We start from the raw sequence: 14,067 nt of genomic DNA, 5'->3' as shown, positions 1-14,067 counted from the left end.
TTCGCAACGGGAAGGTGCACATAAATGCTTGCTATGGGCTGTCCCGCAAATGATCCTGAGTGGCCTCGGGCATGGTGGGCTGCTGTACGGCTGGGTGGTCTACCCGGCGAGGGCGAGGTTGTGCATCCGTGCGATACCGAGCATGGCGTGGTGGACACCGTCGCCTTTGAGACGGCAGCCGCGGAGGATCTTCCAGGTCTTCATGCGGGCCAAGACGTGCTCGACGCGGGCGCGGACCTGCTTGTGGGATTTGCTGTGGGCCTGCTTCCAGTCGGGCAGCTCCTCGACCTTGCGGCGCCGGTGGGGCATCACGAGCCCGGTGTCCGGATAGCCGCCGTCGGCGATGGTTATGGTCGTGCCGACGGCGGTGCTGCCGCCGTCGCCTCAGGTGCGAGCCCCGGATTCGCCACACCCGACCCGTGCGGGGCACCCCGCAAGGAGGGTCACCGTACGCGCCGCGCACGAGGTGGGGCGACACGTCGGTCCCTATACGTCTCGGGCGATGGTGATGAATCGTTCGAGTTCGCCGGGGATGTCGGGGCCGGTGGGCTGGTAGGCGATTTCGGTGATGCCGTCCCGGGCGTAGGCGCTGAGCCTGTCGCGGATGCGGTCGGGGGTACCGGTAACGGTGGTGGAGGTGATGGCCTGCCAGCTTCCTGCGTTCCAGGCAGCGATGTCGGCCGCGTTGAGGTCGGTGAGGTGCTGGTCGTGCACGGCCAAGTGGCGTTGGGCGCGGGGATGGGCGGTGACGGCGTCGAGCCAGGCTTTTCCGCCGGGCAGGGCGGTGGGGTCGCCGCCGAATTCGTAGGCGGCGTGGTGGGCCAGAGCGTTGCCGGGTCCGGCGGCGGCGCGGACGCGCAGGGAGTCGAGTGGTTCGTCCTCGCCCAGGACGGTGCCGTGGATGCCCAGGGCGGCCCAGGTGAATTCGTGGGCGTGGGTGGTCTCGCCGTTGACGCTGAAGAGGCCGTCAGCGATCTCGCGGGTGACAGCGAGACCTTTGGGGCCGAGCGCGGAGACCAGCACCGGAATGTCGATGGGGCGCTGCGGTGCGTTCGTGCCGGGATGCATCATGCGCATGGGGGCCCCGTCCCATTCCACGGTCTCACCGCGCAGCAGACCGCGTACCGTCCGGACGTATGCGCTGAGATAGGACCAGGTGGCCGGGGGTGCGCCGAGGGCGCGCGTGCCGTTGAAACCAGTGCCGAAGGCGAGGGTCACTCGGCCGGGTGCGAGGGCGGCCAGGGTGGCGGCGCCGGAGGCGTTGACCATCGGATGGCGCAGTGTCGGGACGAGGACACCGGGGGCGAGGCCGATGCGATGGGTGCGTTCGGCGGCCAGTGCCAGCATCGCCCACACGTCGGGGCTTTGGGCGGGAGTGTCGTGAAGCCAGGCGCGGTGGTAGCCCAACTGATCGGCGACGGCGATGTGTTCGGGCGAGTGCAGGGATGTGGCGAACTGACAGGAGATGTCCATCGGTCAGGCTCCTTGCTGGAAAGAAATTCCCAGTTGCGTTATCAGATTTGCGCTCTGCCGCCATCAACGAAAAGTTCGATTCCCGTGACGAAGCTGGAGTCGTCCGAGGCCAGGAAAAGCGCCGCCTTGGCGACTTCGTCGGGCTCCCCCATGCGGCCCATCGGGATGGTGGACGCAATCCTCTCGATGGCGCCCTGGGGTTGCGCCGCCACTAGCGGCGTTGCGATCGGGCCAGGGCTGAGGACGTTGGACCGGATACGGCGATCCTTCAGCTCTACCGTCCATCCTCGAACGAAATTTCGGATGGCAGCCTTGCTGGCGCCGTAGACCGAGAACTCGGGGGTTCCTTTGACGCTCGCAACGGAGCCCGTGAGAATGACAGAAGCGCCGTCATTCAGTAGCGGCAGGGCCTTCTGTACCGTAAAGAGCGCCCCCTTCACGTTGATGTCGAAAATTTTGTCGAAATGGTCTTCCGTGATGTCTTCCAGGGAAGCGAACTCACCCAGACCTGCGTTGGCGAAAACGACATCGATCCGGCCCTTCGCCTTGACGGTCTCGTAGAGGCGGTCAAGGTCGGCCAGTTCGGCGACGTCGCCCTGAACGCCGGTTACGTTGCTGCCGATTGCCTGCACGCCTTCATCGAGTTCTTTCTGGCGGCGGCCCGTGATGAAGACATAGGCTCCCTCTCTGACGAAGAGCTTCGCTGTGGCCAGCCCGATCCCTGTGGTGCCGCCGGTGACGACCGCAATTTTTCCCTGCAGCTTGCCCATGGTCACTGCTCCCGATAGTGGTGGGTACGGATGGTCGGACGGCCCGGGTTCATCCCGGAGGATGCAATCATCATTCAGAAAGATCAGGTCGAGTCGATACACCCACACCCAATGGCGAATTAATCCACCGAGCGGCTGCAGGTCCGGATCCCTGCTCCGCGATGGTTCTCCCGGGTGGTCATGGGGGCGGAATCATCCGGGGCGGGTAGTCAGGGATCTGTGCCACCAGTTCCTTTCCCGTACTCGCCCCTTTGAGGAGCCGTCGTGAAATTCGGGGTCTCGACCTTCATCACCGACCAGGGCATCAGCCCGACCTCGCTCGGAACCGCCCTTGAGGAACGCACATTCGACTCGTTGTTCATCGCCGAGCACAGCCATATCCCGGCGAGCCGCGAGACGCCCTACCCGGGGGGTGGTGAGCTGCCGGAGATCTACTACCGCACCCTCGACCCCTTCGTGGCCCTGACCGCGATCGGTGTGGTGACCGAGCGGCTGCTACTGGGGACCGGCATCGCGCTGATCCCGCAGCGCGACCCGATCATCACGGCGAAGGAGGTGGCCTCGCTCGACCTGGTCTCCGGTGGCCGCGTGATTCTCGGCGTCGGTGTCGGCTGGAACCGTGAGGAGATGAGGGACCACGGCACCGACCCCTCCACCCGCGGCCGGCTCACCGACGAGCGGCTGCGTGCCATGCGGGAGCTGTGGACCGCGGAGAAGGCCGAGTTCCACGGCGAGTTCGTGAACTTCGATCCGGTCTTCGCCTGGCCCAAGCCCGTGCAGCGCCCTCACCCACCGATCTACGTCGGCGGCGGCGAGGGCGCGTTCCGACGGGTGGCGCAGCTCGGCGACGCGTGGCTGGCCAACAGCGTGTCGCCGCAGGAGCTCGGTCCGCAGATCCAGCGGCTGCGCGCCCTCGCCGACCGCGAGGTGCCGGTGACGGTGTACGCGGCTCCCGACGATCCCGAGCAGATCGAGGGCTACATCGGTCTGGGGGTCGAGCGGCTGCTGTTCTACGTACCGACGATGCCTGAACGGGAGACGCTGGAGTACCTGAACCGAGTGGCCGAAGTCGCTGCCCGGTACCGCTGAGGCGCCGGGAATGCGGGACCGGTTTGCGATTCCGTACCGCCGTGACTACCGGGGTGGGGTGCAATGCCCGCTCTGACGAGAGCCGAGGCACGGGAGCGGTTCGCCGCGGCGCGCATCGCCCACCTCGCGACGGCCGACACGGAGGGCCGCCCGCACCTGGTTCCGGTGGTGTTCGCTCTGGACGGCGACACGGTGATGCTGGCCGTGGACCACAAACCGAAGCGGACGACGCGGCTGAAACGCCTGGCCAACATCACCGCCAACCCGTCGGTCTGTCTGCTCACCGACCACTACGAGGATGACTGGGACCGCCTGTGGTGGGCCCGGGCCGATGGCGAAGCCCGAGTGCTTCCGCCAGCGGACCGGTCCCCCCAAGCGGTCCGCTGCATCAGCCTGCTCACGGCGAAATACCAGCAGTACGCCGACCGGCCACCCGGCGGACCGGTGGTCGAGGTCTCGGTCCTGCGCTGGAGCGGATGGCGGGCGTCATGACAGCACGTCGTCAGAGAGTGCGAGCACTTCGGCCTTCACATCCAGGAGGCGGCCCGGGCCCCTGCGGGCGAGCAGCCGCGCTGTCGCGCGCCTGATGCCGGAAGTGCCCCGGGGCACCACTGCCGGCAGCCCTCGACGTAATGGGCGGACATGCCTGGTTCCGCCCGCCTCTCGCACCGCGCTGCCGTCGCAGGTTCGAGGCGGACAGGGGCGACCGCGGCAAGCCAGGCGTCGGCGATCAGCCTGTGGCCGAGGGGACTCGGATGGACCCCGTCCGGGGCCAGCTCCGCTGCCCCTTGCTCCTCTGCGGCGCGGAGCAGGGCGAGGTCCGCACGAACCACCTGGGCTTCGTTGGCCAGCGCGGCGCGAAGGGCGGCGTCGGTACGGGGCGACAAATCCTCGTACCAGGCTTCCTGGTCGGAGGCGACCGGGAGCAGAAAAGAGGTGATGACGACCATTAGCGGTTTCGAGGGGGTCTGACGGCAGTGAGTGGTCGCCGGAACCGCAGGACGCACTGAGGGCGCCGCGATGTCACTGGCCCTGGATGCGTCGGAAAGGCTGCTCCGCCTCCAACACGAACGCGGCCTCCAGCAGCGTCCGTTCACTGCCGGGGCGACCGGAGAGCATGACGCCGACGGGCAGTCCGTCCTCGGTCGCGCTCGGGGTGGGCACCGAGACCGACGGGGTGCCGACCACGTTGTCGATGGGCGTGAACGCGACGTACGCGAGAATCCGTTCGATCAGCGTCGGGTAGGGAACGGTGGGGCTGAGGTGGCCGATCGGGGGCGCGGTGTGGGCAAGTACAGGGGAAAGGATGAGGTCGAGCCCGCGGAACGCGGCCGCGTACGCCTCCTTCGTACGCCTGAGCCTCCGCAGCACGCCCGGAGTGCGCCGCCAGTTCTCGAGGTAGGTGTCCCGCAGCCCTCGGCTGAGGCCGTCCATGCGGTGACGGTCGAAGTCGGCGCCGAAGGTCCGGCCTGTGGAACCGATGAGGAACGACAGCAGGCCCCAGTAGGTGAGGAAGTCGTCGGTGAAACGGGCGTCGAGGGCCAACTCCACCGGGTCCACGGTGTGGCCGAGCCGTTCGAACGTGGCCACGGTCGCTGTGACGGCCGCCCGGGTGGCGGTGTCGGCGTGGACACCGTTCGGCGAGTCCAGCAGGAACCCGATGCGCAGCCGCCGCTCCGAGGGCCCTTCGACCAGGCCCAGGGGCGGCAGCTTCGGGTTGCGCCAGTACTTCTCGGCGGCGGCGAGGAACGCCGCGGTGTCCCGGACGGAGCGACTCACGACGCCGTCGGCGACGATGTCGAGCGGCAGTCGACGGCTCTCGGCGTTCGCCACGACCCGTCCGCGGGTCGGCTTGAGTCCGACGAGACCGCAGCAGGCGGCGGGGATACGGATCGAGCCACCACCATCGTTGGCGTGCGCGATCGGCACCGCCCCGGCGGCGACGAGCGCCGCGCTGCCGCCCGACGAACCACCCGCCGAGTACTCCGTGTTCCACGGGTTGCGAACGGGCTCGGCGCCCTCGAATTCCGTGGTCGGGCTGAACCCGAACTCGGGCAGCCGGGTCTTGCCCAGCACCGTGACGCCGCTGCTCAGGAACTGCCGGACGATCGGCGCGTGCCGTCGCGCGGGCCTCGGAGTGAAGGCCGCGCTGCCGTGGCCGGTGGGGAGCCCCAGGTAGTCGGTGTTGTCCTTGACGAAGGTCGGTACCCCGGCGAAGGCGCCGCCTGCGCGGGTGGTGGCCGCCGGGACGTCGACGGGCGTGCGGACCGCGTTGAGCCGTGCTTCGACCGTCCGTACCCGTGCCGCCGCGTCCCTGGCGGCCTCGTCGGCGCCGACCTCACCCCGTCGGATCGCCGCGGCCAGACCGACGGCGTCGTGCTCTCCCAGGGCGTCGTCCCGGAAGGCGTGCACCCTGGTCCGTTCCTCGAAAGTCGTCATCGCTGTCTCAGCCCCCGCCGTGTGGATGGTCGCCCCATCATTCCTTACCGATAGGTAACACACGAGGCCGGATCACGGGTCGGTCAGTGGAGCGTGCTCCGCGGTGGCCCCTCTCCCCTGCCGGTGCGCAGTTCGGCGGCGAAGTCCGCGAACCAGGCCAGCATGTCGGGCCGGGTCACGGCGCCTTCCGTACTGACGTCGGTGACGCGTGCGCCCTGGAGGATGTGTTTGACGGGGACCTCCAGCTTCTTTCCCGTGAGGGTGCGGGGCACCGCGTCGATGGGGACGACGATGTCCGGCACATGCCGGGGCGACAGGCTCTGCCGGATCGCACCGACGATCTCGTCGCGCAGGTCGTCGTCGAATCGCTCCCCCACCGCGGGCACGACGAACAGGGGCATGCAGTAGCGTCCGTCCGGCAGTTCGGCGCCGACGACGAGGCTGTCCGCGATCCGCGGGAGCTGTTCGACGACGGCGTAGATATCGGCCGAGCCCATCCGCACCCCCATCCGGTTGAGCGTGGCGTCGGAGCGTCCGGCCACCATGACGGAGAGGTCGGTGTCGACGGTGACCCAGTCGCCGTGCCGCCACACGCCCGGATAGACGTCGAAGTAGCTGCTCCCGTAACGCTCGTCGCCGGGGTCGTCGACGAAGAACAGCGGCATCGACGGCATCGGCGCCGTCACCACCAGTTCGCCCTGCCGCCCGGAACGCGGCTGCCCCGTGGCGTCCCAGGACGCGAGGGCCACGCCCAGGGCGGGCCCGGAGATCCGGCCCGTGCGCACCGGCAGCAGCGGGGAGCCGCCGGCGAGGACCGAGCAGATGTCGGTGCCGCCGCAGATCGACTGGAGGCGGGCAAGGGGGACGAGCCGGTCGTGGACCCAGTGCCAGGTGCTGTCGGGCATCACCGAGCCGGTCTGCAGGACGGACCGCACCGCGCGCAGGTCCGTATCGGCCGCCGGGTGGGCGCCCGCCTTCTCCGCGGCGATCAGGTAGGCGGCGCCGACGCCGACGATCGTGGCGCCGGTACGTTCGGCGATCCGCCAGACCCCGTTGATATCGGGGTGCGTGGGGCTGCCGTCGTACAGGACGACCGTGGCCCCGTGCAGCAGGCCCGCGACCATGAGGTTCCACACCATCCAGCCGGTGGAGGTGTGGAAGAAATAGCGGTCCCGCGCCCGCAGGTCGGCACCGAGCCCGAGGGCCTTGAGCAGTTCCACGACGATGCCGCCGTGGCCGTGCACAATGCCCTTCGGTACGCCGGTGGTGCCCGAGGACCACAGGATCCACAGCGGGTGATCGAACGGGACGTCGGCGAAGACCGGTCGGGCCTGCCGGTCGGCCAGTTCGGTCCACCTGTGCTGTGTCACATCCGGCCGCCGGGACCATGCCGGACCGTTCTCGGCCGTGTACAGACGGTCGACGGCGACGAGGTGGCGGACCGTGGGCAGGCCGTCCAGGATCTCGGCGGTGTGCGGGCGCCGGTCGTAATCCCTGCCCGCGTAGCGGTAGCCGTCCGCGGCGACCAGAACCGTCGGCCGCGCCTGGCGCAGCCGGGCGAGCACGCTCGGCGTACCGAAGTCCGGCGAGCACACCGTCCAGGTCGCGCCGACGGCGGCGGTGGCCAGGAGGGCGACCACGGCCTGCGGGATGTTCGGCAGGTACCCGGCGACACGGTCGCCGGGGCCCACGCCCATCTCGCGGAGGGTTGCGGCCACGCCGGCCACTTCGCCGGTGAGCCGGTCCCACGAGATCTCCGCAGGGTCGCCCGTCTCGGACACGGCGATGAGTGCGGGGCGATCGTCGGTGGCGCGGGCGAGACACAGCCGGGCGAAGTTGAGGCGCGCCCCGGTGAACCAGGTCGCGCCGGGCATGGTCGCGTCGGCGAGCACCTCGTCGTAGTCGCTGACGGCGTCCAGGCCGTAGTACTCCCATACGGCCGACCAGAAGCCGGGCAGGTCGTCGGTGCTCCACCGCCACAGCTCGGCGTAGTCCGTGAACGCAAGGCCACGCTCCTTGCCCAGCCATCGCAGGAAGCCGGCGATATCGGAGTCGTGCGCGCTCATGCGGACACCTCGGTGTCCGCGCTCGCGCCGCAGCCGAAGGTGTGGAGCAACTCCGGTGCCTGCGGCCATTCCCCGTAGCCCGATGCGGGGTTGAGGTGTCCGACCGGGCCGATGTCCACCAGGCGGCTGCCCCAGGCGCGGGCCAGCTCGGCGACCCGGCCGAGGCGGGCCAGGGGGTCGTTCGTGCTCGCCGCGACAACGCTGGGGAACGGCAGGGGCGTACGGGGGACCGGCAGCCATCCGTTCTCCCGCAGGGTCTCGGGGCCGGGGTGGCCGTCGGGCAGTGGGGTGTCGAAGTCCGGTGGCGTCGCGAGCAGGGCGCCGCGCACCGGGTGGCGGTGCCGGGCCGCCCAGTGCACGGTGGTGAGCACTCCGGCGCTGTGCGCGACGAGCACCACCGGCCCTCGGATCCGGGACAGTGTGTCGTTCAAGGCCGTCACCCGCGCGTCGCGGCCGAGTCCGGCGTCCGTCGGAGGCGGCACGGTCACGGCGCCGGCGATCCGGGCGGCGAGTATCGTCTGCCAGTGGTCGGGGACGTGATCGCGCAGTCCGGGCACCAGTACGACCGTGGGGGTGGGGATGGGGTTCATGTCGGGAGCTCCGATCTTCTGAGGGCCCAGGCCGAGAGCGAGACGAGACCCTTGTCGTAATGGCGTCTGCCGAGGGCGAAGGCCACACCCGCCACCAGCGACACGAGCGGGATCACCTGGAGTGCGGCGTGCAGACCCATGCGGTCGGCGAGCATGCCGGTCACCGCGGGTCCGGGTGCCAGACCCAGCAGACTGTTGGCGAGGGTGAGTGTGGCCATGGCCGTCGCCGCGACGGCGGTCGGGGTCAGGCTCACCACCATGGAGGCGGCAGGTCCCGCGGTGGCGTTGGACAGCAGTGTGCCGACGCCGACGAGGACGAGTTGCGGTGTGCCGGGAGGGAGTTGGAAGCCTGCCGTGAGCAGGGTCAGCGATCCGAGGCTGCAGACGATGGCGACGGTCCATTTGAGACGGGGCTTTCCGCGTCCGAGCCGGTCGCAGACCATTCCGCCGCCGACCATGCCGATCCCGGTGATCAGTGCGAAGACGCCGGCGGCGAGCCCGGCCTTGGCGGGCGCCAGGCCGTAGGAGCGGTCGAGGAAGCTGGGCATCCAGGCCAGCAGGGCCATCGCGATGAACATCTGCAGTCCGCTGCCGATATAGGCGCACAGCACGGAGACGGAGGAGAACAGCCTAGGCAGGAGCGTCCGCACCGGCCCACCGATGTCCGGAGCTTCGCCGGGTCCGAAGTCGGCCGTCGCCAGTCTCCGCTCCGTCACGACGACGCCGTAGACGGCTGCCAGGACCAGTCCGAACAGGCCCATGACGGCGAACGTCCAGCGCCAGCCCAGGTGTTGGGCCACGACTCCGCCGATCGACACTCCGAGTACGGATCCGAAGGCGCCGCCCGCGATGAACGCACCGGAGAGGGTGGCCCGCAGACCCGCCGGGAACACGCTCAGCACCACCGCTATGCCGACGCTCCCGTACGCGGCCTCGCCCACGCCGACCAGGAAGCGGCCCAGGAACATCTGTCCGTAGCTCGCGGAGACGGCGCAGCCCAGGGTCGCCAGGCTCCACACCACCGCGGCCAGGACCAGGCTCCTGACCCGGCCCCATCGGTCGGCGAGCAGCGACAGCGGGAAGGTCCGCAGTCCGACCATCAGGGCGACGATGCCGCTCAGGGAGCCCAACTCGGCGTCGGAGAGCAGCCATTCGGACTTCAGCAGCGGGAAAACCGCGTTCAGGACCTGCCGAGACATGTAGTCGGAGAGCAGCAGTCCGAAGCTGAGGGCGAACACCAGCCACGCGTAGCGGCGGGTCATCGGCTCAGCAGGGCCGGTCACCGGTGATCCCGGCGCGCTCCATCTTGCGGACGGCCGGCCAGTAGTCCTGGACGGCGTAGTGCTGGGTGGAGCGGTTGTCCCAGATGGCCACGCTGTTCGCGGTCCAGCGCCAGCGAACCTGGTACTCGGGGATCGCGGCCTGGCTGATCAGGTAGTTCAGCAGCAGGTTGGCGCCGGGGGCGTGGTCCTGGCCGAACCGTACGTTCCCGGGAGTGTGGTGGTTGACGAAATGGGTGGTGAAGGCGTTGACGAAGAGGATCTTCTCCCCGGTCTCCGGGTGGGTGCGGACCACCGGGTGCTCCGGGTCCGGGTAGCGGGCCTTGAGCCGGTGGCGCTGTTCCGTCGGCAGGACCGCGCCGAAGCTCGCTTCGATGCTGTGCCGGGCGCGCAGGCCGGCGATCTGCGTGCGGATGTGTTCGGGGAGCCTGCGGTACGCCTCGGCCATGTTCACCCAGATCGTGTCGCCGCCCACCTCGGGGGTCTCAACGCAGCGCAGTACGGCGCCCATGGGCGGCCGTTCGCGCCATGTCGCGTCGCAGTGCAGGGCGTTCTCGTAGCGCTCGGGCTTGCTGTCCAGGTCCTTGTAGATGCGGACGAGGCCCGGGTGGTCCGGGTCGCTACCGAGGACCGGGTGGTCCTCCAGCGGGCCGAGGCGGGAGGCGAAGGCGACGTGCTCGGCGCGGGTCATGTCCTGGTCACGCAGGAACAACACCTTGTGGCGGAGCAGGAGTTGTTTGATCTCGGCGTGGAGGGTGGCGTCGTGGGCGGCTTCGCTGAGCTGGACGCCGTGCAGTTCGGCGCCGATGGTACAGGTCAGTGGTTCGACCTGGATCCGGGTGCGGGTGGAGCTCTGCGTCATTGCACTCTCCTGGGGCGGTTGGAGGGAATGAGGGGTTCAGGGAATGAGGACGGACGAACCCGTGGTGCGGCCCGCTTCCAGGGCCCGGTGTGCCGCCACCGCGTCGCCGAGGGTGTAGCGCTGGTCGACACGGATCGCGATCCGGCCGGCGGCGACGTAGCCGAACAGCTCGTCGGCCAGAGCGTCGCGCTCGGCCGGTTCGGCGATGTAGTCGGCGAGGGCGGGGCGGGTCACGAACAGCGAGCCGTGGATGGCGAGTTGCATCGCGTCGAGCGGCGGCACGCCGGAGGCCGTGCCGAAGCAGACCAGCAGGCCGCGGCGGCTGAGCGAGGCCATGGACCCGGCGACGGTGTCCTTGCCGATGCTGTCGAGGACGAGGGGCACACCTGCCCCGTCGGTGAGTTCCCGCACCCGCTCGGCGACGTCCTCCCGGCGGTACAGGATGGTGTGGTCGCAGCCATGGGCACGGGCGAGTTCGGCCTTCGCCTCCGTGGAGACCGTGCCGATCACGGTGAGGCCTAGCAGCTTGGCCCACTGGCAGACGATCAGGCCGACCCCGCCCGCGGCGGCGTGCAGCAGGATCGTGTCGCCGGGCTTCAGCGGATGGATCCGGCGCAGCAGGTAGGCGGCGGTGAGGCCACGCATGGTCATCGCGGCGGCGGTCTCGCAGTCGATGCCGTCGGGCAACCGGATCAGCGGGTCGGCTGGCATGATCCGTTCGGTGCTGTAGGCGCCGAGCGGGCTGCCGGTGTACGTGACGCGGTCGCCCTCGGCGACGTGCGTGACGCCCGCGCCGACGGCCTCGATGATGCCGGCGCCCTCGACACCGAGACCGGCGGGCAGCGGAGCCGGGTAGAGGCCGGTGCGGAAGTAGGTGTCGGCGAAGTTGAGGCCGACGGCCTCGTGCCGGACGCGGACCTGTCCGGGGCCCGGGTCGCCGACGGTGACCTGCTCCAGCCGCAGGACGTCGGGGCCGCCGGTCTCATGGAAACGGATGGCGTGTGCCATGGGATGCTCTCTTCGTTCGGCGGTGGTCAGCGGGTCGTGTCGCGCAGCATGAACCCGCGCTGCCCGGCTCGCCGGTTGGGCACCATGCCGAGCCGTGCCAGGGTCTGCTCGGTGTCCGTGTAGTACTTGCCGATGTGGTAGATCTCCTTGGCCTCCGCGCCGCTCGCGATGTCGCGACCGAGGGCGTCGGAGATCCGCACCATCTGCTCGATCTGTCGGACGGAGCTCATGCGCTCGCCCTTGCGCGCCCACAGGTTGTCCTCGTTGCCCACGCGGACGTGCACGCCGAGGGCGATGGCGATGGCGTTCATGGGGGCGACGGCGCGCATCGAGGACTCGATGGTGAGGACGGCGCCGTCGGGAACACGGCGGACGAACTCGATCAGGTCGGCGGGGTGGCGCCCGGCGAACCCGCCGCCGATGGCCACGTAGTTGAGGACCAGCGGGCCTGTGTACACGCCGTTGCGGATGAGGCGCTCGACGGTCTCCAGCTGTGCCATGGTGGCGAGTTGGAAGTGCGGCTGGATGTCGTTGGCGTGCAGGCGCTTCAGGTGTTCGAGGTAGAAGTCGGGACCGGCCTCGACGACCATGTCGCGGTAGGCCTTGTAGTAGTCGGGCTTGGCGATGGAGGTGCCGGCCAGGTCGTCGTCCGTCATGATCTCGACGATGTTCATCTGGCTGGTGTTGATGGCAATCGTTACCTGGTCGGGGCGCGGGGTGAGTTCGGCCAGCAGGTGGCGGGTGTCGTAGCTCAGCCATTTCGCATCGGCGCCCTCGCCCTCGGGGGCGAACGAGATGGATCCCCCGATCTGCAGGACCATGTCCGGAACGGCTTCGCGCAGCCGTCCGAGCAGCTCGTTGAACATGGACATGCGCTTGGAGCCGTGGCCGTCCAGTTCGCGTACGTGGATGTGGAGCACGGTGGCACCGGCGTTGTAGCAGTCGACGGCGGCCTGGACGTGCTCGTCCATGGTCAGGGGAAGGTCGTCGGCGTCGCCGGGGAGCCACTCCGGGCCGTAGGGGGCGGCCTGGATCACCAGCTTCTCCTGGTTCTCGGGCAGCAGGGAGTCGTCGAGGAAGTGCATGGGTCATCTCCTGGAACGCGGACACGGCGGGCGGATGGCCGTCGGGCACCATCCAAAGCAACTTGGGCTGTTCACAAGGGTGTTGCTCGAAGAAGCTGAGATGTCCCTTGCGGTACGGCCACGTTAGGAGCGGGTTACGCGCCGCGCTTCACCCGAGGTGACAGAAGACTTGTCACTTGGGGACAGGGCCGGTGGCCGCCAGTCGGGTGCGCCACTCGCGTGCACTGGTGCCGAACTGGTCGCGGAACCAGCGGGAGAAGGCGCTGGGGGCGGAGAAGCCGAGCAGTCCGGAGATCTCCGTCAGGGAGCGGCGCGGGTTCGCCACCAGCTGCTCGGCCAGCTGAGTGCGTGTGGCGTTGACGAGCGAGGAGAACGTCTCGCCGGACGCGGCCAGATGCCGGTGGACGGTCCTGCGGTCGACGCCGAGGCTGCCGGCGACCTGTTCGATCGAGCAGCGTCCGGTCGGCAGCAGGACCTCGATCAGCTCGCGCACGCGGTCCAGCTCGGTGGTCTCCGAGGCCACCGCGATGGACTCGAAATACTGGCGGGCGTAGCCACGCAGGAGGGGATCCGACATCGAATTGGGGGTGTCGAGATCGGTGGCGTAGAGGACGAGGCCGTTGAATTCCTGGTCGAATTCCACCACCGGCCCGAAGTGGCGACGGTGTGCCGCGATGTCGCGAGGGGGTCCGTGGGTGAAACACACGGACACCGGCCGCCAGTGGGCACCGAGGAAGACCCGCAGAAATCCGTGGAAGGCGCCCACGGCCAGCTCGACGGCCTGCCGTGCCCGGCGCACCTCACCGAGCTCCAGGCTCACCTTGACGGTGGCGAGTCCGTTCGCCTCGGTGAGCCGGCTGTGCAGCATCTCGTTGTACATCCGCTCGTGGCGGACCAGGAGCCGGATGACGCTGCGGACATCGGGCTCCTCGCGCAGGACGAGGCTGATGGGTCCGAGATTCGAGAAGCGGCGGCGCTCGGCGAGAAGCAGGCCGAACTCGTCGCGGTCGGCGGCCGCGGCGGAGAGTTCGAGGAGCTCGGTGACAGCGATGCCGGAGATCCACCGGTCCTGGACGGCGAGCCCGACCGGGTCGAGACCGACGCGCTTCATCAGGGTGCGCGGATCGATACCGAGGGACTGGCTGAGCTCTATGTAGTTGCTCAGTGCGGCGTTGCGGACCAGCGGCTTCATCGGGCACTCCAAGGCTCTGTTCCAGTCGGGGCGCTCCAAGGCTCTGTCCCAAACTGATAAGCGATCTGTCCCGTCAGGTCAAGCGATGCGTCGGACCTTGACCTAGCGTGGCACCACCGCGGAATCATCAAAGAATTCCGGCACAAACACCCTGGCAAATTCTAGGCCTGTTGAAAAGGCTCGTTCTCGGATCGAATTCGTGAACGGCATCGG

Annotated in this window: 12 protein-coding genes and 1 pseudogene; 2 read left to right on the top strand and 11 right to left on the bottom strand. The window is 69.2% G+C overall.

All coding sequences use genetic code 11. From position 1 onward, the window contains the following. Window positions 1–99: 99 nt before the first annotated feature. The 3 genes and pseudogenes from OG611_RS23355 to OG611_RS23345 all read right to left on the bottom strand — a co-directional run. Window positions 100–366: pseudogene (locus OG611_RS23355) on the bottom strand (transposase); the annotation flags it as partial. 120 nt (window positions 367–486) lie between these two features. Further along, window positions 487–1,473: an LLM class flavin-dependent oxidoreductase gene (locus OG611_RS23350; RefSeq protein WP_266423395.1), complete on the bottom strand. Its 987-nt coding sequence runs from the start codon at window positions 1,471–1,473 to the stop codon at window positions 487–489. A gap of 41 nt (window positions 1,474–1,514) precedes the next feature. Next, window positions 1,515–2,243, bottom strand: a complete 729-nt coding sequence (locus OG611_RS23345) for a glucose 1-dehydrogenase (protein ID WP_266423393.1) — start codon at window positions 2,241–2,243, stop codon at window positions 1,515–1,517. 264 nt (window positions 2,244–2,507) lie between these two features. Here OG611_RS23345 and OG611_RS23340 point away from each other — a divergent pair, with 264 nt between their 5' ends. Both OG611_RS23340 and OG611_RS23335 read left to right on the top strand, forming a co-directional pair. After that, window positions 2,508–3,332 carry an LLM class F420-dependent oxidoreductase gene (locus tag OG611_RS23340; protein ID WP_266423390.1) on the top strand — a complete coding sequence of 275 codons (825 nt, stop codon included), beginning with the start codon at window positions 2,508–2,510 and terminating at the stop codon, window positions 3,330–3,332. 63 nt (window positions 3,333–3,395) lie between these two features. Beyond that, window positions 3,396–3,824: a TIGR03668 family PPOX class F420-dependent oxidoreductase gene (locus tag OG611_RS23335; protein WP_266423387.1), complete on the top strand. Its 429-nt coding sequence runs from the start codon at window positions 3,396–3,398 to the stop codon at window positions 3,822–3,824. Between the two features lie 531 nt (window positions 3,825–4,355). Here OG611_RS23335 and OG611_RS23330 read toward each other — a convergent pair. From OG611_RS23330 to OG611_RS23295, 8 genes are all read right to left on the bottom strand, one after another. Further along, on the bottom strand, window positions 4,356–5,771 hold the full coding sequence (locus OG611_RS23330; protein ID WP_266423386.1) for an amidase: 1,416 nt from the start codon (window positions 5,769–5,771) through the stop codon (window positions 4,356–4,358). Window positions 5,772–5,854: 83 nt separating this feature from the next. Next, window positions 5,855–7,837 (bottom strand): acetoacetate--CoA ligase, encoded by a 1,983-nt coding sequence (locus OG611_RS23325; RefSeq protein WP_266423384.1) that lies wholly within the window; start codon window positions 7,835–7,837, stop codon window positions 5,855–5,857. Beyond that, on the bottom strand, window positions 7,834–8,427 hold the full coding sequence (locus OG611_RS23320; RefSeq protein ID WP_266423382.1) for an alpha/beta hydrolase: 594 nt from the start codon (window positions 8,425–8,427) through the stop codon (window positions 7,834–7,836). Before OG611_RS23320 ends, OG611_RS23325 begins: the two co-directional genes overlap by 4 nt. Further along, on the bottom strand, window positions 8,424–9,710 hold the full coding sequence (locus OG611_RS23315) for an MFS transporter (RefSeq protein ID WP_266423379.1): 1,287 nt from the start codon (window positions 9,708–9,710) through the stop codon (window positions 8,424–8,426). The genes OG611_RS23320 and OG611_RS23315 overlap by 4 nt, the downstream gene beginning before the upstream one ends. Continuing rightward, window positions 9,694–10,569, bottom strand: coding sequence for a TauD/TfdA family dioxygenase (locus OG611_RS23310; protein WP_266423377.1), 876 nt, complete (start codon window positions 10,567–10,569; stop codon window positions 9,694–9,696). Before OG611_RS23310 ends, OG611_RS23315 begins: the two co-directional genes overlap by 17 nt. 36 nt (window positions 10,570–10,605) lie before the next feature. Next, window positions 10,606–11,577, bottom strand: coding sequence for a quinone oxidoreductase (locus tag OG611_RS23305; protein WP_266423375.1), 972 nt, complete (start codon window positions 11,575–11,577; stop codon window positions 10,606–10,608). Between the two features lie 26 nt (window positions 11,578–11,603). Next, window positions 11,604–12,662: a 3-keto-5-aminohexanoate cleavage protein gene (locus OG611_RS23300; protein WP_266423373.1), complete on the bottom strand. Its 1,059-nt coding sequence runs from the start codon at window positions 12,660–12,662 to the stop codon at window positions 11,604–11,606. Window positions 12,663–12,834: 172 nt separating this feature from the next. Beyond that, entirely contained in the window at window positions 12,835–13,854 is a 1,020-nt protein-coding gene (locus OG611_RS23295) for an AraC family transcriptional regulator (RefSeq protein ID WP_266423371.1), read from the bottom strand. Window positions 13,855–14,067 lie beyond the last annotated feature (213 nt).

Source organism: Streptomyces sp. NBC_01363 (assembly GCF_026340595.1).
GTDB lineage: Bacteria > Actinomycetota > Actinomycetes > Streptomycetales > Streptomycetaceae > Streptomyces.
This window is presented reverse-complemented; position numbering and strand designations above follow the sequence as displayed.

Excerpts from the sequence above, each read along its gene's own strand:
- OG611_RS23350 (WP_266423395.1), bottom strand. The coding sequence starts at position 1,473 with ATGGACATCTCCTGTCAGTTCGCCACATCCCTGCACTCGCCCGAACAC.
- OG611_RS23310 (WP_266423377.1), bottom strand. The coding sequence starts at position 10,569 with ATGACGCAGAGCTCCACCCGCACCCGGATCCAGGTCGAACCACTGACC.
- OG611_RS23330 (WP_266423386.1), bottom strand. The coding sequence starts at position 5,771 with ATGACGACTTTCGAGGAACGGACCAGGGTGCACGCCTTCCGGGACGAC.
- OG611_RS23305 (WP_266423375.1), bottom strand. The coding sequence starts at position 11,577 with ATGGCACACGCCATCCGTTTCCATGAGACCGGCGGCCCCGACGTCCTG.
- OG611_RS23300 (WP_266423373.1), bottom strand. The coding sequence starts at position 12,662 with ATGCACTTCCTCGACGACTCCCTGCTGCCCGAGAACCAGGAGAAGCTG.
- OG611_RS23345 (WP_266423393.1), bottom strand. The coding sequence starts at position 2,243 with ATGGGCAAGCTGCAGGGAAAAATTGCGGTCGTCACCGGCGGCACCACA.
- OG611_RS23325 (WP_266423384.1), bottom strand. The coding sequence starts at position 7,837 with ATGAGCGCGCACGACTCCGATATCGCCGGCTTCCTGCGATGGCTGGGC.
- OG611_RS23295 (WP_266423371.1), bottom strand. The coding sequence starts at position 13,854 with ATGAAGCCGCTGGTCCGCAACGCCGCACTGAGCAACTACATAGAGCTC.
- OG611_RS23335 (WP_266423387.1), top strand. The coding sequence starts at position 3,396 with ATGCCCGCTCTGACGAGAGCCGAGGCACGGGAGCGGTTCGCCGCGGCG.
- OG611_RS23320 (WP_266423382.1), bottom strand. The coding sequence starts at position 8,427 with ATGAACCCCATCCCCACCCCCACGGTCGTACTGGTGCCCGGACTGCGC.